The organism is Nicoliella sp. ESL1120, from assembly GCF_058508515.1.
This window is the reverse complement of record NZ_CP196383.1, coordinates 255,399-277,874: the sequence shown is the minus strand read 5'-3', so window position 1 is coordinate 277,874 and position 22,476 is coordinate 255,399. Positions and strand designations below refer to the sequence as shown.

The 22,476-nt window shown below is 38.1% G+C and carries 20 protein-coding genes; 5 read left to right on the top strand and 15 right to left on the bottom strand.

Going from position 1 to position 22,476, the window contains the following annotated elements; genetic code table 11:
• Nucleotides 1-202 precede the first annotated feature (202 nt).
• The 15 genes from ACSYTE_RS01280 to dnaA form a co-directional block, all read right to left on the bottom strand.
• Nucleotides 203-1,414: an NRAMP family divalent metal transporter gene (locus tag ACSYTE_RS01280; RefSeq protein ID WP_491716919.1), complete on the bottom strand. Its 1,212-nt coding sequence runs from the start codon at nucleotides 1,412-1,414 to the stop codon at nucleotides 203-205.
• Nucleotides 1,415-1,645: 231 nt separating this feature from the next.
• Nucleotides 1,646-2,137, bottom strand: coding sequence for a GNAT family N-acetyltransferase (locus ACSYTE_RS01275; protein WP_491716918.1), 492 nt, complete (start codon nucleotides 2,135-2,137; stop codon nucleotides 1,646-1,648).
• 131 nt (nucleotides 2,138-2,268) lie between these two features.
• Nucleotides 2,269-3,651 (bottom strand): replicative DNA helicase, encoded by a 1,383-nt coding sequence (gene dnaB, locus ACSYTE_RS01270; protein ID WP_491716917.1) that lies wholly within the window; start codon nucleotides 3,649-3,651, stop codon nucleotides 2,269-2,271.
• 86 nt (nucleotides 3,652-3,737) lie between these two features.
• Entirely contained in the window at nucleotides 3,738-4,190 is a 453-nt protein-coding gene (rplI, locus tag ACSYTE_RS01265; RefSeq protein ID WP_491716916.1) for a 50S ribosomal protein L9, read from the bottom strand.
• A gap of 54 nt (nucleotides 4,191-4,244) precedes the next feature.
• Nucleotides 4,245-6,290: a DHH family phosphoesterase gene (locus ACSYTE_RS01260; RefSeq protein ID WP_491716915.1), complete on the bottom strand. Its 2,046-nt coding sequence runs from the start codon at nucleotides 6,288-6,290 to the stop codon at nucleotides 4,245-4,247.
• Between the two features lie 108 nt (nucleotides 6,291-6,398).
• On the bottom strand, nucleotides 6,399-6,635 hold the full coding sequence (rpsR, locus tag ACSYTE_RS01255) for a 30S ribosomal protein S18 (RefSeq protein WP_491717269.1): 237 nt from the start codon (nucleotides 6,633-6,635) through the stop codon (nucleotides 6,399-6,401).
• Nucleotides 6,636-6,689: 54 nt separating this feature from the next.
• Nucleotides 6,690-7,595: a single-stranded DNA-binding protein gene (locus ACSYTE_RS01250; protein WP_491716914.1), complete on the bottom strand. Its 906-nt coding sequence runs from the start codon at nucleotides 7,593-7,595 to the stop codon at nucleotides 6,690-6,692.
• Nucleotides 7,596-7,635: 40 nt separating this feature from the next.
• The gene (gene rpsF, locus ACSYTE_RS01245) at nucleotides 7,636-7,926 is read right to left on the bottom strand and encodes a 30S ribosomal protein S6 (RefSeq protein ID WP_491716913.1); all 291 of its coding nucleotides are present in this window, start codon (nucleotides 7,924-7,926) and stop codon (nucleotides 7,636-7,638) included.
• Between the two features lie 214 nt (nucleotides 7,927-8,140).
• Nucleotides 8,141-10,609 (bottom strand): DNA gyrase subunit A, encoded by a 2,469-nt coding sequence (gyrA, locus tag ACSYTE_RS01240; protein WP_491716912.1) that lies wholly within the window; start codon nucleotides 10,607-10,609, stop codon nucleotides 8,141-8,143.
• A gap of 93 nt (nucleotides 10,610-10,702) precedes the next feature.
• Nucleotides 10,703-12,646 (bottom strand): DNA topoisomerase (ATP-hydrolyzing) subunit B, encoded by a 1,944-nt coding sequence (gyrB, locus tag ACSYTE_RS01235; RefSeq protein WP_491716911.1) that lies wholly within the window; start codon nucleotides 12,644-12,646, stop codon nucleotides 10,703-10,705.
• Nucleotides 12,647-12,674: 28 nt separating this feature from the next.
• Nucleotides 12,675-13,790, bottom strand: a complete 1,116-nt coding sequence (gene recF / locus ACSYTE_RS01230; RefSeq protein WP_491716910.1) for a DNA replication/repair protein RecF — start codon at nucleotides 13,788-13,790, stop codon at nucleotides 12,675-12,677.
• A complete protein-coding gene (yaaA, locus tag ACSYTE_RS01225) occupies nucleotides 13,790-14,017 on the bottom strand; it encodes a S4 domain-containing protein YaaA (RefSeq protein ID WP_219053893.1) in 228 nt (75 codons plus the stop codon). Before yaaA ends, recF begins: the two co-directional genes overlap by 1 nt.
• Before the next feature lie 215 nt (nucleotides 14,018-14,232).
• Entirely contained in the window at nucleotides 14,233-15,333 is a 1,101-nt protein-coding gene (locus ACSYTE_RS01220; RefSeq protein WP_491716909.1) for a M24 family metallopeptidase, read from the bottom strand.
• Between the two features lie 35 nt (nucleotides 15,334-15,368).
• Nucleotides 15,369-16,502, bottom strand: coding sequence for a DNA polymerase III subunit beta (gene dnaN, locus ACSYTE_RS01215; protein ID WP_491716908.1), 1,134 nt, complete (start codon nucleotides 16,500-16,502; stop codon nucleotides 15,369-15,371).
• A gap of 236 nt (nucleotides 16,503-16,738) precedes the next feature.
• A complete protein-coding gene (dnaA, locus tag ACSYTE_RS01210) occupies nucleotides 16,739-18,097 on the bottom strand; it encodes a chromosomal replication initiator protein DnaA (RefSeq protein ID WP_491717268.1) in 1,359 nt (452 codons plus the stop codon).
• A gap of 471 nt (nucleotides 18,098-18,568) precedes the next feature.
• Between dnaA and rpmH the strand changes: the two genes are divergently transcribed.
• From rpmH to mnmE, 5 genes are all read left to right on the top strand, one after another.
• Complete coding sequence (gene rpmH, locus ACSYTE_RS01205; RefSeq protein WP_491716907.1) at nucleotides 18,569-18,703, top strand: 50S ribosomal protein L34; 135 nt, start codon at nucleotides 18,569-18,571, stop codon at nucleotides 18,701-18,703.
• 70 nt (nucleotides 18,704-18,773) lie between these two features.
• Nucleotides 18,774-19,142, top strand: coding sequence for a ribonuclease P protein component (gene rnpA, locus ACSYTE_RS01200; protein ID WP_491716906.1), 369 nt, complete (start codon nucleotides 18,774-18,776; stop codon nucleotides 19,140-19,142).
• On the top strand, nucleotides 19,135-19,971 hold the full coding sequence (gene yidC / locus ACSYTE_RS01195) for a membrane protein insertase YidC (protein WP_491716905.1): 837 nt from the start codon (nucleotides 19,135-19,137) through the stop codon (nucleotides 19,969-19,971). The genes rnpA and yidC overlap by 8 nt, the downstream gene beginning before the upstream one ends.
• Before the next feature lie 110 nt (nucleotides 19,972-20,081).
• Nucleotides 20,082-20,840 (top strand): RNA-binding cell elongation regulator Jag/EloR, encoded by a 759-nt coding sequence (gene jag, locus ACSYTE_RS01190; RefSeq protein WP_491716904.1) that lies wholly within the window; start codon nucleotides 20,082-20,084, stop codon nucleotides 20,838-20,840.
• Between the two features lie 190 nt (nucleotides 20,841-21,030).
• Nucleotides 21,031-22,428: a tRNA uridine-5-carboxymethylaminomethyl(34) synthesis GTPase MnmE gene (gene mnmE / locus ACSYTE_RS01185; RefSeq protein ID WP_491716903.1), complete on the top strand. Its 1,398-nt coding sequence runs from the start codon at nucleotides 21,031-21,033 to the stop codon at nucleotides 22,426-22,428.
• Nucleotides 22,429-22,476 lie beyond the last annotated feature (48 nt).

Sequence of the window (22,476 nt, the reverse complement as noted above, 5' to 3'; positions counted from 1 at the left end):
GCACGATTACACCGTATAGAACTATCCATGATGCAACTATGATCAGTGCAATGATCACCGCGATCGCTAAAATCGTTCCTAAACAACTAAAAAATAATGAAACTCCACCAAATATCAATAAAAGTAATAATAATAAAAATACCATCGTTTTCACCACCGTTGCAATTCATTTTACATTAAAGAACCGCCGAATAGTAGCACTTTACCAAATTTGGAGCGTTGGTCCGACCATATAGATTCCAAATCCCATCACAACTAAACTAAGGCTAATTACAATCCAGCGATAAAGCCCCTTCATTCGGTATTTTTTAGGAAGTGCCTTCGCTTCTAGCAATAACAAGAATCCCAGCACGATTGGTAACATCAAGGCGTTGATCACCTCTACTAGCACCGCTAATTCAACTGTATGAGAATTGAGAAGGGCCACTGCGGCACCACTAATGTAAATCAAGATCAATATGAAGTAGAAACCGAAACTTTGCTTATTAAAGCGGTCATTGACGCTATGGCGAATGTGCAAAACCTCTGTAATCCCCCAAGTTCCAGACAAACTGACCACGATTGCGGCAACAAGAGCTCCGCCAAGCAGGCTGCCACCAATAATTATTTTGGCCATCCCACTACCTAAAAACGGCACTAATGAATTAACCAGGTCCGCAACCGTATTTAATGGTAGCTGACCATTTTGAGTCGTAGTCGCAGCAAATAAAACTACAAAACCAATCATGATTCCCTGGGTAATCAACGTTCCGATTCCAGTGTCTAATTGTTCTCTACGAATCATCTTTGGCGTTAATTGCTTATCGATCACCGCTCCCTGTTGATAAAAAATCATCCAGGGCATGATGACCGCTCCAACGTTGGCAGCGAATAAGTATAAATATGATGAATCATGAATGGGCATGGAACGCATGCCGTTAACAATGTCATTCCCGTTCGGTTTAACGACAAATAATGCAATGATGAACAGTAGTTCAAATAAACCGACCGCCACCCCGATTCGTTCAACCCGATGGTAGGAATTACGGAATACGATGCTAATTAGTAAAAGGGTTGCCAATGGTACTGTCACCCATTTGGAAATTCCAAATAGTTCCCCAACTCCAGCGATTCCAATCATTTCAGTCAGTAACGCACCAATAACTGAAATCAATAACGTCGCTGCGGAAAGGACTGCCCAACTACTCCCAAAGTGTTCACGAATCAATTCACCATGTCCCTTTTTGGTAATGATTCCTAAGCGAACCGTCATCTCTTGGGCCATAAATAAAATCGGTATCAACAATAATTGCGGTAAAATCATTGAATAACCAAATCTGGATCCCGACTGAGCGGCGGTTATTAAACAACCAGCATCCGTATCAGCTAGCATTACAATCATCCCTGGGCCACATCCCTTTAGAAATTGTTTCATCCGATTGCTAACCATATTAGAACGAAACGTTATCGTCGTTCGTTGCAAAATCCATCACTCCTTGTTAATCATTACTTCCATCCTATTACATAATTATTAGAAGAAAAAGACTACCAAACACAATATGTATGTGTTATGAATGATAGATAGCACAATATATAGTATGCGTAAACATAAAAGCGGGATTAACTGCCGTTCTAGCAGTTAACCCCACTTTGTGAAAATCAAAAATTATTTTAAACTTTTTTGCATTCCGAACCATTCAATTCCACCAAAATTAGAATTTGAATGTCCCAATAGTTCAAACCCATGTTTTTCATAGAATGGGATTAAGCGTTCACGACAATCAAGGATCAATCTTGATAGTTCTTGTTTTTTGGCCAGTTCTGCAATTCGGTCCAATAGTTGGGTTGCGATTCCCAATCCTTGGTAATCAGGAGAAACCGCAAGTCCTAATATTCCCAGATACTTATCGCTTGGTTTTCGAGTTAAGTCCTTCGTGTAGCTATCATTGTTCAATAAGTTATCGTTAGTGGTCCTACCGATCAACATTCCGACAGCTTTACCATCCATTTCAGCAATCAAAGTTGTTTGGGGAAGATAATTGATAAAGTTAATGAAGTCTTTTCTGTTGGCTCTTTCTTCAGGTTCAAAACAACTTTGTTCCACATGTAACAATTCGTCTAAATCATCCATATTAGGTGGTCTAAATGTAATTTGCATTTGCTTAATGCTCCATTCTTTTTTATTATCCTTATTTTAACAGTGATTTATAAAAATAAGATATAGCGTTTAAGGTTATTTAAATAATTAAGTAAAAAAATAAAGAAGTGTTCAAAAGAACACTTCTTTATTTAACGACCATCATCCATGTATGAAATAGATGAGAACTTATTATGTGATTTCACAAATAAGAGCTTAATCGTTCCTCGGGCTCCAGAACGGTTCTTTTCAATGATCACTTCAACTTCTCCAATATCTTCATTATCATCTTTAGGGTCACTATTATCATCATCATTATTTCCTTCACGTTCATAATAGTCATCCCGATAGAGAAAGGCAACGATATCTGCATCTTGTTCAATCGACCCTGATTCACGAATATCGGAAAGAACTGGCCGCTTATCCTGACGCTGTTCAACCCCACGTGAGAGTTGTGACAACGCAATTACGGGCACTTTTAGCTCGTTAGCTAATTTTTTCATTTGGCGTGAAATTGCAGAAACTTGTTGTTGTCGATTTTCACGATTGCCACCTTCAATTAGTTGAAGATAATCAACCACGATTAGGCCTAGGTTATTCTTCTCCTTAGCTAAGCGTCGACTCTTAGCCCTAATTTCTGACATTTTAATTCCTGGGGTATCGTCAATATAAACACTGGCTCTAGACAAGCTCCCCATCGCTACGATTAGGTTATTCCACTCATCGTTATCTAAATTACCAGTTCGTAAGTGATTGGCATCGATACTACCTTCAGCACAAATCATTCGATTCACTAATTGCTCTGCGCCCATTTCTAAACTAAAAATCGCAACCGTTTTATCTGACTTAGTAGCAACGTTTTGGGCTACATTCAGAGCAAATGCAGTCTTCCCGACGGCCGGCCGTGCTGCTAGAATAATTAATTCACCCTCATGCAGCCCAGTGGTTATTTCATCTAACTTTTGAAAACCAGTTGAAATTCCCGTTACAGTGTCACTATTTTTAGCTAGTTTACTAATATCACTAAGCGTATTTTTTAAAACATCATCAATTTGTTTAAATCCTGATTGCCCACGATTTTCGGAGATTTGTAAAATCTTAGTTTCAGCATCATCTAATAGGGTGGTAATATCATCGCTATTATTGTAGCTTTCGGTGGCAATACTAGTCGCCGTTTCGATTAGCTTCCTAGCAATTGATTTATTGCGAACAATTTTGGCATAGTATGCAATATTAGAAGCGGTCGGAACAGACTGGGATAGTTCTGCTAAATAAGATGGGCCACCAACATCATCTAATTTTTGGTTTGATTTTAAATAGTCAACTACGGTCACAAAGTCGATCTTATCATCACGATCGCTTAATGCCTCCATTGCCTGGAAGATGATCCGATGAGCATTTTTGTAAAAATCATCAGATTGCAGTTGTTCCATAGCATCCGGCAATGATTCAGTATCCAGAAAAATTGCACCTAATACCGCTTTTTCTGCATCAATATTTTGCGGTGGCATTTGACTCATTACTTCATTACTCATTGGATTTCCTCTTTTTATTTTTAATCAAAAATACTGGAGCGTGTTGGCCCCAGTATTTCTTGGTATTGTTTTAATAGCTCAAATCATTACTTTTCATCAACATGAACTCTAATTGTAGCAGTCACAGTTGGGTGTAATTTAACGGGTACGTTTGTATAACCGAGTGAGCGAATTGGATTTGATAATTCAATTTTCCGCTTATCAATTTTGATATTAAATTGTTTATCCAATGCTTGGGCAATTTGTTTACTTGGAATTGAGCCAAATAAACGTCCATCTGAACCAGCCTTAGCAGTTAGTTCAACAACTGTATTATCATTTTCCAAGGTTGTTTTTAATTCTTTGGCATTCGCAAGTTCTTCGGCTTCACTTTTAGCTTCAGCACGTTGTTCAGCCTTAAGCTTACCAATTGCTGAACCAGTAGCAGCCTTAGCCTTACCATGCTTAATTAAAAAGTTTTGTGCGTATCCTTGTGGGACATCCTTAACTTCGCCGCGTTTTCCTTTTCCGCGAACATCTTCTAAGAAGATAACTTTCATTTAGAATCCACTCCTTTGTACTGATTTAATTAAATAAATCAGACTCTTTAAATCTTACTCATCTATTTTATCATTACTATCCGAATCCGTCTCGTCTGAAAGAACATCTTTAATCGTTTCAACTAAAATTGGTTCAACTTCAGATACTTTCTTATCACTGATTTGAGTAGCTCCACTTGATAAATGGCCTCCACCACCAAGCCGTTCCATGATTATTTGAACGTTTACTTCTCCATTACTACGAGCAGAAATTCCAACCACTCCACCAGGACGTTGGGTTGCAACGAACGAAGCTTCCACTCCCGACATGGAGAGGATTGAATCAGCGGCTTGAGCAGCCGTAACTGGATCATAGGTCTTATCATCTTCACCAATCACCATTGCAATATGACGATCTTTATCCACAAATCTAACCAAAGAAATGAGGTGGTTTCTAGCAAGATAATCATCCACATTCTCTTCCATGAACTGTTGCATCTCCTCAGAATCAGCACCAGCAGACCGCAAATAACTTGCTGCATCAAACGTTCTGGTTCCAGTTCGCATCGAGAAGGACTTAGTATCAATAAAGATTCCAGTCAACATGGCTGTTGCTTCTAGTTTATTAATTGGTTCTGCATCTTGTGATTGATATTCAAACATTTCCGTAATCAATTCACAAGTTGATGATGCATAAGGCTCAATATAAACCAAAATTGGGTTTGGAGGGAATTCCTCACCACGGCGGTGATGATCAATAATTACCACCCGACTAGCCAAACGTTTATAAAGATCCTGAGAAATACTCATTGATGGTTTTGAATGGTCAACCATAATCAATAAGCTATTATCAGTTGCCTTTTGGAGAGCCTCTTCAGGAGTAATAATCGAATCATAAATTTCTGGATAATCCTTACTAGTTGCAATTAAGCGTTTTACATCAGAATGCAATTGTGATTGATCAATAACGATCCAACATTGTTTATTATTCATCTTAGCAATTCTTCTGATTCCAAAACAAGCTCCAATTGCATCCATATCTGGACGTTGGTGACCCTGAACAAAGATTTGATCTGATTCCTTCATAATTTCTTGAAGGGCTTGTGAAGTCATCCGTGCCCGAACACGAGTCCGTTTTTCCATTGGATTTGTTTTTCCACCATAGAAACGGGCCTCTTTATCCTTAGCCTTAACAACCACTTGGTCACCCCCACGTCCTAACGCAAGGTCTAAATCACTTTGGGCTTGATCAGCCAGACTATTTAAATTGTCATCACCATAAGCAATTCCGACACTCAGTGTTAATGGGAAATTTTGCTTAGACGTGCTTTCACGAATTTTATCTAAAATCTTGAACTTATCATCCTCGATTTCAGCTAGCGATCTAGCATATGCAATAATCATAAAATGATCATCATCAATTTGTTTTAAATACATCCCGAACTCACGAGCCCAAGCAGTTAGCTCATTGGTGACATAATTCAAAAGATTAGAAATTTCTTGATCGGTCATCGACTGAGTAATTTCATCATAGTTATCTAAAAAGATTTCTCCAATTGAAACCTTTTCATTATTATAACGTTCCTCAATATCGTAATAACTAGTGACATCCATTAAATAAACGGTATGAAATTCTTTTTGAACTAACATTGAAAAATGATGGTGGTTCCAAGTAACATCATTTGCTTCATTCGAATTCCAATATTTGGAAATTAAAGAATTTAAGCCTGGTGCAACTTCAACTACTGTATTCCCAAGCACAACCTGATCACCAAAGTATGGTTGTAAGTACGGATTAACCCATTCGATTTTTTGATCATCACTTAGAATCATCACACCCATTGGCATTTCAAGCATTGTTTCGCTTTCACCACGGTGAATCCGATATGATAAATCCGAAATATACTGATTACGATTAGCGCTTAAATGATTCAATAAATTGAAAGTATACGCCAATCCAATGCAAACAAATGTCAAAAGGACGATTCCAGTGTAGATACTATAAAGAAATGCAATTACCGTTCCTAAAATCGATAAAACGGAAGTAAACAAGGTTACCCATCTTAAATTTTTATTTTTAAGAAAGGGTGGTATGTTTTTAAATGAATCTTTTTTCTTCATTATGATACCTCTTATATTTTGAGATAACTATATTTTATCACAATCTGATTTTGATAGTAAAAAAAGGAGTAGGACCAATTGATCCCACTCCCCTTCTAACTAATCTGATTAGTCTTCGCTTACAAAGGCCATTAAGCCCATGATCCGAGCACGCTTGATAGCAGCAGTCAACTTACGTTGATTCTTAGCGCTGGTACCAGTAACTCGACGAGGTAAAATTTTACCACGTTCTGATGTAAAACGATTTAATAAAGCTACATCCTTGTAATCGATGTAATCGATATGATTAGCAGCAATATAATCGACCTTACGACGACGACGTCCGCCTCTTCTTTGTGCCATTATTTTCACTCCTTTATAATTTGATTTTTATTTAACAACTCTAATTTTAAGTTTAATTTAGAATGGTAAATTATCATCGGAAAGCTTTAAGTTTCGATTATTCTTATCATCTTTCCCTTTAAAAGGAGCTTTATTGTCGTTTCGATCATTATAATCATCTTTACCTGAATCAGGTTTTTGATTATTATTCAAATCATTAGGATTTGAATTTTCAGTTTGGTGTCCACCATCCACATTGTCTGAATGTGGGGTTTGATTCCCACCATTCATATTATCTGTAAATGGAGTTTGGTTCCCACCGTTCATATTATCTGTAAATGGAGTTTGGTTCCCACCGTTCATATTATCTGTAAATGGAGTTTGGTTACCACCGTTCATATTATCTGAAAATGGGTTTTGGTTACCACCATTCATATTATCTGAGAATGGAGTTTGGTTACCACCATTCATATTATTTGGAAATGGGTTTTGATTCCCACCGTTCCAACCATTATTAGGCTGGGGGTTATTATAATTACCATTCCCAGAAACATGATTATCGAATCCATTCATATTTCCATTTTGAAAAGATGAACCATTATCGTTGTTGTAACCACCATTACCAAAATTATTCACGCTTGCTGCACCCCGATTAGAGTTAGCAGAATTACGTGATTCTAAAAATGAAAAGTTTTCAACAACAACATCAGTAGTATAAATGCGAGTTCCTTGTTTTTCATAGCTACCAGTCTGAATACGACCTTCTACACCAATTAAGCTTCCCTTGTGTACGTACTGAGAAAGGGTTTCAGCTGTTTTCCCCCAAGCTTGACAGCTAATAAAATCAGTGTCTCGATCACCATTGGCACTCTTGAAGTTACGATCTACCGCTAATGTAAAATGAGCAACCGCTCTTTTTGATTGTGTGTATCGAAGATCTACATCTCGGGTTAAACGTCCAGTTAATGCAACAGAATTAATCATGCTGAAAAACTCCTCTCTTTTATTACAATGATCAGTTTAATTATCTTAAAACAGTCATTTGACGTAAGATACCATCACTATACTTGGATAAACGATCAAATTCTTGTAATGCTTCGTATTTATCAGTAGTTAAGTTAACAATGTGGTAAGTACCTTCATTGAAACCACCAATTTCGTAAGCAAAACGGCGCTTTGACCAATCCTTTGAATCAATAATCTTAGCACCATTATCAGTCAAGATCTTGTCAAAATGATCAACTAATTCCTTCTTAGCTGGTTCATCTAAATCAGGACGAATGATGTAAGTAATTTCGTATTTCTTTTCTTCCATGAGTTACACCTCCTTGTGGTCTGAGGCCCCATAGCCAATTCTAAGGGGCAAGGAAAATATTGGAAAACACCAATATTCACAAGTAAAAATTATAGCATGCTTGCTAAAAATAATCAATAAAATTAATAACGAGATGAGTATTTTCGATACATAGTTAAAATACGCAGACAAATAAAATAACGGCTAAAAAGCCGTTATTTTATTTTAAATTTTTTTATGATTCGTTACTTGAATCTTCAGAATCGTCTTCCTTAGCGACCTTAGCCATTGTAGCAACCTTGGATTCGCCATCCATTCTAATTAAATGAACTCCTAAGGTAACCCGACTACTTTCGGATACGTTATTCGCATCAAATCGAATCGTAACGCCCTTATCAGTAATCAACATGATGTCTTCGTCACCGTCAACGGTTGCTAATCCAGCAATAGGACCATTTTTAGCACTAATTTTAGCGGTCTTGATTCCCTTTCCGCCACGTCCTTTAATCGCATATTCATTAGCTGGCGTCCGTTTCCCGTATCCCTTTTCAGAGATAACAAAGACGAAACTATTTGGAGCTAACACGTCAGCACCGACTACATAATCATCTGGATGAAGATTAATTCCACGAACCCCGCTCGCAGTTCTTCCCATCGAGCGCACATCTTCCGCTTTAAAACTAGCTGCATAGCCTTGATGGGTTCCAATAATAATATTATCTTCCTTATTTACAACGGAAACTCGAATTAATTCGTCATCTTCCTTTAGACTAATTGCCTTAAGTCCATTACTCCGAATATTGAAGAACTCATTAATTGATGTTCGTTTGGAACGACCTAATAAGGTAGTAAAGAATAGGAATTTTTCTTCCTCCTTATTTTTAGCAGAAACATTAATTACCGCTTCGATCTTTTCCTCAGGTTTAATTCCTAGCAAGTTGATAATTGGAATTCCCTTAGCAGTCCGACCATATTCAGGGATTTCATATCCCTTCATTCGATATACCTTTCCTGCATTGGTAAAGAATAGGAGCGTATCGTGAGTAGAAGTGGCAACTAGGTGTTCAATGAAGTCGTCATTATGGACACCCATACCTTGAATCCCACGACCACCGCGATTTTGAGTCTTAAAGTCAGAAGTTGGGAGGCGCTTGACGTACCCGTTGTGGGTCAAGGTAACCATCACATCTTCTTCTGCAATTAAGTCTTCATCTTCAATACTTAGAACTTCACCAACCAATAGCTTGGTCCGCCGTTCATCCCCGAACTTATCTTGAATTTCCAATAATTCATTATAGATAATTTCATTCACTTTTTCACGGCTGGCTAAAATGGCCTTGAATTCTTCGATATCTTTTAACAGTTTTTGATGCTCTTCTTCAACTTTTTCGCGTTCAAGACCAGTTAACCGTACTAATCGCATGTCCAAGATTGCTTGAGCTTGCTTATCAGATAAATCGTAGTTATCAATCAATTGAGCTTTGGCAATCGCACCCGTTCTGGATTCACGAATGATTCGAATGATTTCATCAATGTGATCTAGCGCGATCAATAACCCTTGAAGAATGTGATCACGATTTTCAGCCCGTTTAAGATCATGGGCAGTCCGCCGTTTGATCACTTCTACTTGGTGTTCCAAGTAGTTTTGCAGGATTTCTTTTAGGCTTAAGACTTTCGGTGCGCCGTGAACAATTGCTAACATATTGAAACTAAATGAAGTTTGTAGCAGCGTTAATTTGTAGAGGTTGTTCAAAACAACTTCCGCACTCGCATCACGTTTCACATCAATCGTGACCCGCAACCCTTCACGGTCGGATTCATCCTTAATGTCTGTGATCCCTTCGATTCGCTTTTCACGAACTAAATCGGCAATCCGTTCAATCAACTTGGCCTTGTTGACCATGTAAGGTAATTCGGTTGCAACGATTTGTTGGTGACCTCTTACCTCTTCAATATCAACCTTAGCCCGCAGTACAATGGTTCCTTTTCCAGATTCATATGCCTTTCGAATGCCAGATTTACCCATTACGACCCCACCAGTTGGGAAGTCAGGACCAGGTAATGCTTCCATTAAATCAGCCGTCGTTGCATCTGGGTTGCCCATTAAAATATGAATAGCACTGATTACTTCACTTAAATTATGTGGGGGAATATTTGTAGCCATCCCCACGGCAATCCCAGAAGCCCCGTTGACCAATAGGTTTGGAAAACGAGATGGCAATACGGTCGGTTCTTTTTCAGTACCATCATAATTATCCTGAAAATCAACGGTATCCTTATTAATATCACGAAGCATTTCCAACGCGATCTTACTTAACCGTGCCTCGGTGTAACGCATTGCGGCAGCGCCATCACCATCGACGGATCCAAAGTTCCCATGACCATCGACTAGCATGTAGCGATAACTAAAGTCTTGCGCCATTCGGACCATGGAGCCATAAACAGCTGAGTCCCCATGAGGATGGTACTTTCCTAGCACATCCCCAACTACTCTGGCTGATTTCTTGTACGGCTTATCGGGGGTCACCCCTAATTCATGCATATCGTAAAGGATTCTACGATGAACGGGCTTCAGTCCATCCCGAACATCTGGTAACGCTCTGGCAACGATAACACTCATTGCATAATCCAAGAATGATGTTTTCATTTTTTTGGATAAATCAATATCTGTGATGCGGTGATTTACAATCTCTTCGTCGGCCACTTTATTTGCCTCCATTCATGGTCTATTTTTAATCGATGTTACACGTGAAACATTTAAATTCATGAATCATGATGTTACACGTGTAACAATTAATTAAACGTCCAAGTTTTCAACAAACTTAGCATTCTCTTCAATGAATTTACGCCGTGGTTCAACTTGGTTCCCCATTAACATTGCAAATACCTGGGCAGCGCCAGCAGCGTTTTCAGAATCGACCCTCAGCAGGTGCCGATTATCTGGATTCATAGTTGTTTCCCAAAGTTGTTCTGGGTCCATTTCACCAAGCCCCTTGTAACGTTGAATTTGTGGCTTTGGTGAACCTGGTAGTTCACTTAACAGTTTGTGTAACTCTTGATCAGTATCAAGATAACGTTGTAATTTTCCCTGTCTTAAACGATACAAAGGTGGTTGCGCAATGTAAACATACCCTGCATCTAACAATGGGCGCATGTAATTATAAATCAACGTCAATAATAAAGTTTGGATATGTGCACCATCGACATCGGCATCGGTCATGATGATCAATTTATGATAGTGAACCTTAGAAATATCAAAATCATCACCAAAACCAGTTCCCATGGCGGTGAACAACGAACGGATTTCTTCATTTGCTAAAATCCGATCCATGCTTGCCTTTTCGACATTTAGAATTTTCCCACGGATTGGCAGGATTGCTTGCGTTAATCTAGACCGTCCCTGCTTTGCTGATCCACCAGCAGAATCCCCTTCGACAATGAATAATTCTGAAATCTTAGGGTCATTACTAGTGTTATTAGCTAACTTTCCTGGCAGGTTACTGATTTCCAAGCCACTCTTCTTCCGAGTAACTTCACGCGCCCGCTTAGCTGCCACCCGTGCTTTGGATGCGATTGATCCCTTTTCAACGATTTTTCTAGCAACACTCGGGTTTTCCAATAGGAAACGGTTGAAATGTTCACTGAAAATTCGATCCGTAGCAACCCGTGCATCGGAGTTCCCCAACTTGGTCTTGGTTTGACCTTCAAATTGTGGATCTGGATGCTTGATGCTAATAACAGCAGTTAAGCCTTCACGAACGTCATAACCAGTCAACTTAGCATCCTTACCCTTCAAGAGGTTGTTCTTGCGAGCATAGTCGTTGATCACACGCGTCAAGGCTCGTTTGAAACCTTCTTCGTGGGTTCCACCTTCAATTGTGTGGATGTTATTCGTAAAGGTTAGGAGGTTACTATGGTAATCATCGGTATATTGAAGGGCTACTTCAACGTTAATATTGTTTTCATTGCCTTCAACATAAATCGGCGTCTCAAATAGGGTATCTTTATTTTCATCTAAGTATTCAACGTAATGCTTAATACCGCCTTCATAATGAAAATCATGTTCAATTGGTTTTTCAGGCCGTTCATCCCGAATTGTGATCCGAAGGCCCTTATTTAAGAAAGCCAGTTCACGGACCCGATTCGTCAAGGTGTCCATATCATAAGTAGTGGTTTCGGTGAAAATATCTGGATCTGGAACAAAATGTACCTTGGTCCCATGTTCTTCTTCGGACGTGGTCCCAATTTGTTTCATTTGATCTTGAACGTGGCCGCGCTTGAAGTCAATGTAATAAACTTTACCACCACGTTTGACAGTCACGTCTAATTCTGTTGATAAGGCGTTAACTACTGATGCCCCAACCCCGTGGAGTCCACCAGAAACCTTATATCCGCCACCGCCAAACTTACCACCAGCATGCAGAATCGTGAAAATCGTTTCCAAAGCTGGTTTCCCAGTCTTAGTCATGGTGTCAACAGGCACCCCACGTCCATTATCAGTAACGGTAATACTATTGTCCTTTTCAACCGTCACATGAATGGTATCGGCAAATCCAGCGAGGGCTTCGTCGATTCCGTTATCAACAATTTCCCACACCAAGTGGTGGAGGCCTTGAACACTAGTGGAACCGATATACATCCCTGGTCGCTTCCGAACGGCTTCCAAGCCCTCTAAAACTTGAATCTGGCTGGCATTATACTTTTCAGCTTCTTTTTCACGTCGCTTTTCTTCGTCAGTCACCTTTAACTCCTCCTTTAATCACAAATCATCAATCAACATTTAAATTTCCATCGTTAACATGAAATACTTTTGGATCATGAATCAAATCCTTAGCAACTCCACTTAAGCTCGTCGTTGTCAAAAACGTTTGAACCTTATCTTGAATTGCTCTTAACAGATGGGTTTGTCGATCATCATCTAGTTCTGATAAAACATCATCTAATAATAAAATTGGATATTCACCAGTTTCTGACTTCATTAGATCAATTTCAGCTAACTTAACAGACAATGCTGTTGTTCGTTGCTGACCTTGCGAACCAAACGTCTGAACATCATTTCGGTTAATTTGAAATTTTAAGTCATCACGATGGGGGCCTAAAACGGATGTGCCCATTTTAATTTCACGATTCCGTTCATCTTGAAACGCTTGCATTAGCCCATTATAGATATCCTTAACCGAACCTAACTGCTTTTTTCTTAAGCGCGTAACGTAATTAAAACTTAGGTGCTCTTGGTTTTGTGAAATCGTCGCATGAATTTGACTCGACCATTGTTCCAATTTTTTTAGTAGCATCAACCGATGGTAAATGATCTCTGCACCATAACCAGCTAGTTGATCAGATAAAACATCCAAATACAATAAATCAGAAGCCCTTTTAATTTGCAATAACTTAAGATACTTGTTTCTTTGACGCAAAACCCGTTGATACTGAACACTATTATAAAGGTATTGATTACTCATTTGACTAAACTCAATATCCATAAAACGTCTCCGAATCTGAGGGGACCCCTTTACGATTGAAAGGTCCTCCGGGGCAAATAAAACTACGTTCAAATTACCAATGTAAGATGATAGCTTAGGCTGTTCAATATGATTAACCCGTGATAGTTTCCCATCTTTACTAAGATTTAATTCTAAGTCTAACTTACCAGATTCCTTATTAACTAAGGCTTTCAACTGGGCACTTTGGTTTTTCCATTGAATTAAATCGTGATTATTATTAGTGCGATGACTCTTAGTCAGTGCTAATACATAAATTGATTCCAATAGATTCGTTTTGCCCTGGGCATTATTACCCAATAAGACATTTACTCCGCTATCGAAATCAACCGCTAAATGCTCATAGTTTCTAAAATGGTTTAATTCTAATTTAGCAATTTTCATTAATCATCCTGCTTTGCTCGAATGAAAAACATCCCAACGTCTGGAATCGAGACATTGTCACCATCGTACAATTTCTTACCACGCCGATTTTCTGGTTCATCGTTCAATAAGACTGTATTTTCACGAAGGTACCATTTTGCCTGACCGCCAGATCCTACAATTGTCTCCTCCTTTAACATTTGTCCTAATGTTATATACGGAGTAGAGATAAAAACAGTTTTCTTCAAATTTTCACCCCTCTTTTACAACCTCTATTATAACCTTAAAATAACAAAAAGTACACTGTAATCACATTATCAGGCCTTTACAGCAATTTTAAGTTGATTATATGTAATTAGTCTAATAAAAGAAAAAACACCTTAAATCGTAAATTTTAGCTTAAATTACGCAAAAAAAGCGTGAAACTAAATAATTAGTTCCACGCTTTAATTTAAGTTAATTTTTATTTGTTAACATAAGTTAGTTCTTTTGAAGTGTGAGTAAATGGTTCAACACCAGTTTCAGTGACGTGAACACAATCTTCAATTCGGACTCCAGCAACATTTGGAATGTAGATACCAGGTTCAATCGAGAAACACATTCCTGGTTGTAATTCCATCTTATTGCCTTCCATGATTGATGGAAATTCGTGTTCACTCATCCCCATCCCATGACCGAGTCTGTGGATAAAGTATTCACCGTAACCAGCCTTGTTGATAACATCTCTGGCCACCGCATCTAGTTGCTCTGCAGTAATGCCTGGCTTAGCTGCATCCATTGCCTTTAACTGGGCTTCTAAACAAACCTTATAGATATCTAATTCCTTATCAGTTGGTTTCCCAACCGCAACGGTTCTAGATGCATCTGAAATATAACCATAATGAACCGTTCCTAGGTCAAATAATACTAACTGGTTGTTTTGAACTTTAATTTCACTGGTATCACCATGTGGATTAGCTGCATGGGCACCCGCTTGAACTAAGGTATCAAAACTCATGTTACTAACCCCACGCATTTTCAACTCGTATTCCAATTTGGCAGCAATACTCATTTCAGTCACGCCAGGCTTAACCGCAGCAAATCCCTGTTCAAATGCAAAATCAGCTTCGCGACCAGCAGCATCTAGTTTCGCAATTTCATCAGCAGTTTTAAATAAGCGCATGTGATCAATAAATGAAGTCACATCGATATCAAAAGCGGCACTAGTTAACACATTTTGTAAAGCTTCTTCACGAGCAACTGGCAAGTAGGCCTTGTCCAATGCAATGTGTTTAGGGTCTGCAACCCGCTTTTTAATTTGGTCGCCAATCATTTGCCATGGGTTTTCATGGTCTAAGTAACCATAAACAGGATGGCTGAAACCAGTCCCCTTAACAACTTCCACTTCTAGTGCTGGTGCAAATATAAATGGTTCTTGATCTGCAAATACCACTAAAGCTAAAACCCGTTCAACTGGATCACTATAAAATCCAGTTAAATATTCAATCGTCTTTGGATTACTGATGTAGGTAACATCTGCTCCTTGTTCAGCTGTCCATTTTTGAACTGATTCTAATTTTGACATTTAAACCACCCCACAAAAGAATTTTTATTCGGACCCTAGAACGTCCGTACTGGTGTTATTAATTGAATAAAGCTATCGCCATCTTCAGTTGGCTTTAAAGTGAATGGCCGTAATGCTGCAGAAAATGAAATTTCAATCATTGATTTCCCAAATGAATGTAAAGCATCCTTAACGTAATCAGGATTGAATGAGATTTCCAATTCATCGCCAGTCACTGAGTCAGGTTCTAATTCTTCTTCAACCGTCCCAACGTCTGGAGAATCACCAGTAATTTTAATTTTAACATCACTTGGCATAATAGTTAATTTAACTACGTTGTTTCGAGAAGCATGTGAAAGGACTGAAGCCCGTTCAATTGAAGCTAATAATTCAGGGGCGGCTAATTGAATTTTAGTCGTTGATTCTTCAGGAATTAATCGTGAAGTATCGGGGTAGTTACCCTCGAGTAATCTTGAATAGAAGTAGTTATCATCAAAAATAAATAGGACTTGGTTTTCAGCAATTCTCATTTCAAGGTCTTGATGATCACCAATCATTTTGGAAAGTTCGTTCAGACTCTTTCCTGGAATCACGAAACTATATTCACGATCACTACCTGAAAATTCGATCGAACGTTGACTGAGCCGATGACTATCAGTTGCGACTGCTAATAATTTCCCATCACGTAATTCAAAATGAACCCCAGTTAAAATAGGGCGACTTTCCTGGGTAGATACAGCAATTACAGTTTGACTAATGATTTCTTTAAAGATATCCCCAGAAAAAGTAACGGAATCATCAGTATCAATTTCTGGTAGGTGAGGGTAATTGCTGGCATCTAATCCATTAATTGTGAATTCTGATTGACCAGACTTAATGGTTGTTTGTAAATCAGTTCCTACCGATACGGTCATTGTTACTTCTGGTAGTTTTTTAACAATGCTAATAAAGAATCCAGCAGATAATACTACTGAGCCTTCTTCACTAATGACTAATTCGTTTTTAGGGTCATTACTTTTAATTTGAGTTTCAATCGAGATATCTGCATTGCTACCGGTAAGAATTAATCCTTCGTTATCAGCAGTGATTTTGATTCCAGTTAAAATTGGAATCGTAGTCTTTGAAGAGATTGATCTAGATACAGTGGTTAAACTTTTGATGAAAGCAGATCTTTTAATTGAAAATTTCATTTATGATTTCCTCCTGGCGTGGTAGTAATAAGTTATTATATAAATGATGGTGATAAGTCCTGTGGATAAGTCAGCCAAATGTAAGCTAATCGCATGGTGCGTAAGGGATTAACCCTGTGGATAACCTGTGGATAAGTCCTTACTTCCTGTGGATAACCTGTGGATAAGTAAATAAAAACATCCAAAACACATGTTGAAATTATAACATCAAATGATCATTTTAATACCGATAATGGTTATCGAAGTAGCTCAGTTTTTAAATCATTGACCTCATCTTTAATTTGAGGATCATTGTTATCCAATGCCTTCTTTATTTTTTCATAAGCGTGGATAACGGTAGTATGATCCTTGCCACCGAAAGCTTTGCCAATCTTAGGTAAAGAAATTCTTGTAAGTTCCCGCGATAGATACATTGCAACCTGTCTAGGGGCAACAATTTCTTTATAACGCTTCTTGCCCTTTATATCATCTACAGAAACGTCATAATAGGAGGCGACTTTTTGGAGGATGTCATTAATATCAACGTTTTTTTCAACTCGACTTGAAAAATCAATTCCACCCATCGCTTCCTTTACTAAGTTGGTATTGATCTTAACGTGGTTTCCCTTAAGCTCAGAAAAAGCCTTAACTCTTGATAATGCACTTTCTAGCTCCCGCACGTTAGAGTTAATACTTTCAGCGAGGTATTCTAGTGCTTCGTCTGTAATTTCAATATTGGCATATTTAGCCTTACTTTGTAGTATCTTGGTTCTGGTCGCAACGTCAGGCTCGTCAATACTGACCGCAAGTCCCCAGTTGAATCTAGAAACTAGTCGATCCTGCAGCTTTGCAATTTCGTTAGGTAATCGATCAGAAGTCATGACAATTTTTTTACCATCCTTATGCAACTCATTAAATGTATGAAAGAATTCTTCTTGGGTCTTATCCTTACTAGAAAAGAATTGAATATCATCAACTAGTAGGGTATCAACATTTCGATATTTTTCTTTGAACTTTTCCATTTCGTTGCCACCATGGGCATCCTTTTTAACGGCGCTAACAAATTCATTAGTAAACTTATCACTAGTAATAAATACGACGTTTTTGGTGGGATCTTGTTCTAATATAAAATTACCAATGGCTTGCATTAAGTGGGTCTTTCCTAATCCCACACCTCCATAGATAAGAAGGGGATTATAAATAGTCACTGGTTCTTCTGCAACGGAGAGGGCAGCAGCTTGGGCAAACATGTTTGGGCGTCCCACCACAAATTTATCAAATGTATAATCAGGATTTAACTGATTATTTTTTTCTTCTTCAGGTGGAAACGGTTTGCTTTCAGCTTGCTCTTGTTTTTCATCTTCAACTTGATTTTCAGTAACTAATATTGGATTAATATCCTTGCCAGTGATTTGAAAGGAGTATTCAATTACCTTGCTGGTAATGTTTTTTTGCCAATAGTCAATGTGTAAATCAGAAGGAAGTTGAAGTGTTAATCGATTATGATCTAGTTTAATTGGCTTTACATCTTTAAACCAAGTTCGGTAACTGACGGGGGTAAAATCATTTTTGAGATGATCATTAATTTTTTCCCATAGAGAATTAGCATCCAAAATGCCTACCTCCTTTCTTAAAAATACAAAAAATATTTTAGCATTAAAATTATGAGTTTTCCACAGGCTGTGAATGAAAATAAATTTGTTTCACACCCTGTGGATTACTTTATCCACAGGCTGTGGATAACAGATAAAATAATCGTAAAAAAACAGGTTATCCACAGGGGCTGTGGATAAAAAAAGGGCTTGTAATGTTAATATATAAACATTTATAAAAACTTATCCACACCTGTTGATAACTTTATCCACAGGCTGTGGATATGTGGATAACATGTGGATAACATGTGGATAACTTATTAAATATTTTTGATTTAAAAGTTGAGTAACATTTTTTATCCACAACCCTGTTGATAAAAAATTATGAATGTTTCGGAAAATAACTATTTAAAATTAATTTGAGTTGTGTTATTATATTTAGGAATTGTATTGTAAACTTAAATAGAAATTGAACAAGTCTAAGGAGGGTTAGTAATGAAGAGAACTTACCAACCAAAGAAACGTCATCGTGCTCGCGTACACGGTTTCCGTAAACGCATGTTAACTAGTGACGGACGCAAAGTGTTAGCACGTCGTCGTAGAAAAGGCAGAAAATCATTGTCTGTATAGATCACTGACCACCATTCAGTGGTCTTTTTCATTATTATGTATATTTTGAATCGTTACTTGGAGATGGATTATGCGAAAATCATATCGCGTTAAAAAGGAAGCTGACTTCCAGACGGTATTTGAAAACCATAACTCAGTGGCTAATCGGATGTTTGTGATTTATCAAATGGACAAACCTAGTCAACCTCATTTTCGAGTTGGGATTTCTGTTGGTAAAAAAATTGGAAACGCAGTTCATAGAAACTGGGTAAAGCGACGGATCAGACAATCACTTTTAGAATTAAAACCTGCTTTGCGCAGTGATGTTGATATTTTAGTGATTGCTCGTCCCCATGCGTCAGGCCAATCGATGAAAGCCATCAAGTATAATTTGATTCATGTATTAAAATTAGCAAATTTACTTAGTCCTAATTATAGTGAGGATCAAAAAATTGAATAAAAAACTAAAGAGATACTTAGCGTTAGCTTCTGTTTTTAGTTTAGTCTTCCTATTGAGTGCATGTAGTACGACTCCAATTACTAATCATAGTACTGGTTTTTGGGACGGGGGAATTGTTTTAAACTTCTCACGTGCTATCATTTGGTTATCTAAGCTATTCGGTTCCAGTTATGGAATTGGGATTATCGTATTTACGATTATTATCCGAATCATCATTTTACCTTTGATGATTTTCCAAACTCGGAGCATGAAGAAAACGCAAGAAATTCAACCACAGTTAAAGGCATTGCAAAAGAAGTATTCCTCAAAGGATACTGAAACAATGCAAAAGTTGCGTGAAGAACAACAAAAGCTTTATTCAGAAGCTGGTGTTAATCCAATTGCGGGCTGTTTACCATTAATTGTCCAATTGCCGGTTATTTACGCACTTTACCAATCGATTTCAAGAACTGAAATCTTGAAGTCTGGTCAATTTTTATGGCTAAAACTTGGTGATAAAGATCCATTCTTTGTTCTACCAATTTTGGCTGCTTTATTGACTTTTGTTAGTTCATGGCTTGCAATGAAATCTCAACCCGAAAAGAATAGTATGACAACTATTATGACGTTTGGGATGCCATTGATTATCTTCTTTACTGCTTTAAGCGTTCCATCTGCACTATCACTTTACTGGGTGATTACCAATGCGTTCCAAGCTGTCCAAACTCTCGTTCTTCAAAACCCATGGAAAATTCAACGGGAACGTGAAGAAAAGGAATTTGTTCGTAAGGAACATGAACGTAAAGTTGCTAAGGCAATTCGCAAGGCGAAGAAGAGCCGTCGAAAATAAATTTAAACCTTAATTAAAAGACACCAAATCTACTTATTTTGGTGTCTTTTTTTGTTGTTCTTGTGCTATCATTATAATGTTAGTCAAAAATTATTGGGGGATTCACATTCATGAACACGTTTACCGGAAAGAATGTTGAGGAAGCGATTCAAAACGGACTCAACAAACTAGCAATCGAAAAAAATCAAGCAAATATTAAAGTAATTCAAACTGAAAAGAAGGGATTTCTTGGCTTTGGCAAGCGCGATGCAATTGTTGAAGTAACGGAAATTCAAAAAACAGCAGAAGAAACACCAAAGTCATCAAGTGATGACCAAGAAATTAATACAAGGGCATCGAATGCTGCTAAGTCAGCTAGCATTGAGTTCAGTCGTTCTCAAAATGAGGATGATGAACCAACTAGTAATTCAGATGAAATTAAAAAAGCAGTTGATCAGCTTCAACAATATTTGGATGCAATTGTAATTCAATTAAGCATCCATGCAACATCAAAAGTAATTTTTAAAAATAGTAAAACGGTTAAGATTGATTTTGAAACAAAAGAAGAAGGATTATTGATTGGTAAGCATGGTTTAACAATCAACGCCCTTCAAACTTTAGCTGAGATTTATTTAAATCGATTAGGAATTTACCATGTCGTTGTTGAATTAGATACCGCTAATTATCGTCAACGGCGCTTAGATATTTTAGAAAAATTGGCAGAAAAGACAGCTCGAGACGTTGTAGCAGAGGGGAAACCAGTTTACTTAGATCCGATGCCATCATTTGAAAGAAAGAAAATTCATAAAACATTAGAGAACCATCAATACGTTCGTACCTACTCGGCTGGAAGAGAGCCCTATCGCGCAGTAGTAGTGGTCCCAAAGTAAAAAAATAAATAAGCAACCAAATTGACAAACCGTTTATATCAATATATGATATAAATGTTATTTGTCGTGTAAAAATTAATATAGCTAGATGAAGTAGTGAAAGTGCTTTATCCACGCGGTTTAAGGGCGTGGTGTGGGCACTTTTTTTGTATTTTAAATTGATTTGAAATGAAAGAAAGGAAGTCATCATATGGCACTAACGACAACTGAATTCGATACCATTGCTGCAATTTCGACTCCGCCTGGTGAAGGTGGGATTGCAATCGTGCGGATTAGTGGTGAAGATGCAATGAAGGTAATTACTGCTATTTATCGTGGAAAAGACCTCAACCAAGTTGCTAGCCATACTATTAATTATGGACATATTGTTGATCCAGCAAACGGCAACGAAACCGTCGATGAGGTAATGGTTTCAGTAATGCGGGCTCCCAACACCTACACCAAAGAAGACGTGATTGAAATTAACTGCCATGGTGGAATTGTTGCAACGAACCGCATCTTACAAATTGTGCTTAGCAACGGGGCGCGTATGGCGAATCCTGGTGAATTTACAGAGCGGGCATTTTTGAATGGGCGAATTGATTTATCACAGTCTGAAGCGGTAATGGATTTGATCGAAGCCAAGACTGATCAGTCCATGAAAGCAGCATTAAATCAATTGGACGGGAATCTCTCCCACCTGATTCGGAACTTACGACAGGACATTTTAGATGTTTTGGCCAACGTTGAAGTCAATATCGATTATCCAGAATATGATGCGGCCGAAACAATGACGACTAAGTTATTGTTAAGTAAGGCCAATGAAGTCAAGGCTAGCTTACAGCAATTATTAAAGACTGCCAAACAGGGGAAGGTGCTCCGTGATGGGTTAGCCACTGCGATTGTTGGTAGGCCCAATGTTGGTAAATCTAGCATTCTCAACCATTTATTGCATGAGGATAAAGCAATTGTTACCAACGTCCCTGGGACGACTCGGGATGTATTGGAAGAATACGTCAATGTTAGTGGGGTGCCACTTAAATTGATCGATACTGCTGGGATTCGGGAAACTGATGACCAAGTGGAAAAAATCGGGGTCGAACGTTCCCGTAAATCAATCAACAGTGCTGATTTAGTACTCCTAGTGCTCAATTCTAGTGAACCACTAACGAACGAAGATCGTGAATTGTTAACCTTGACCAATGATGTGAAACGAATCGTCATTTTAAATAAGACCGATTTACCAACGCAGATTGAATTAGCTGAAGTTGAACAACTAGTTGGTAAGGATAACATCATCTCCACTTCTGCCATGAAGGCTGACGGACTTCGGTCACTTGAGGAACGCATTGCCAAACTCTTCTTTGAAGAGGGAATTGAAAATTCACAATCGAACGTAATGGTAACGAATGCAAGACACATTGGATTGTTGAACCAAGCGACTGCTGCTTTGGATGATGTTATTAACGGAATTGCAAACGACATGCCTGTTGATTTGGTGCAAATTGACATGACTAGTTGTTGGGAGCTTCTGGGTGAAATTACAGGAGATAGCTATAACGACGAGTTGCTTGATCAATTATTCAGTCAATTCTGTTTAGGAAAGTAACTGTGGATAACTTTATTGCAAATAAAAAGTAATTAACATGTGGATAAC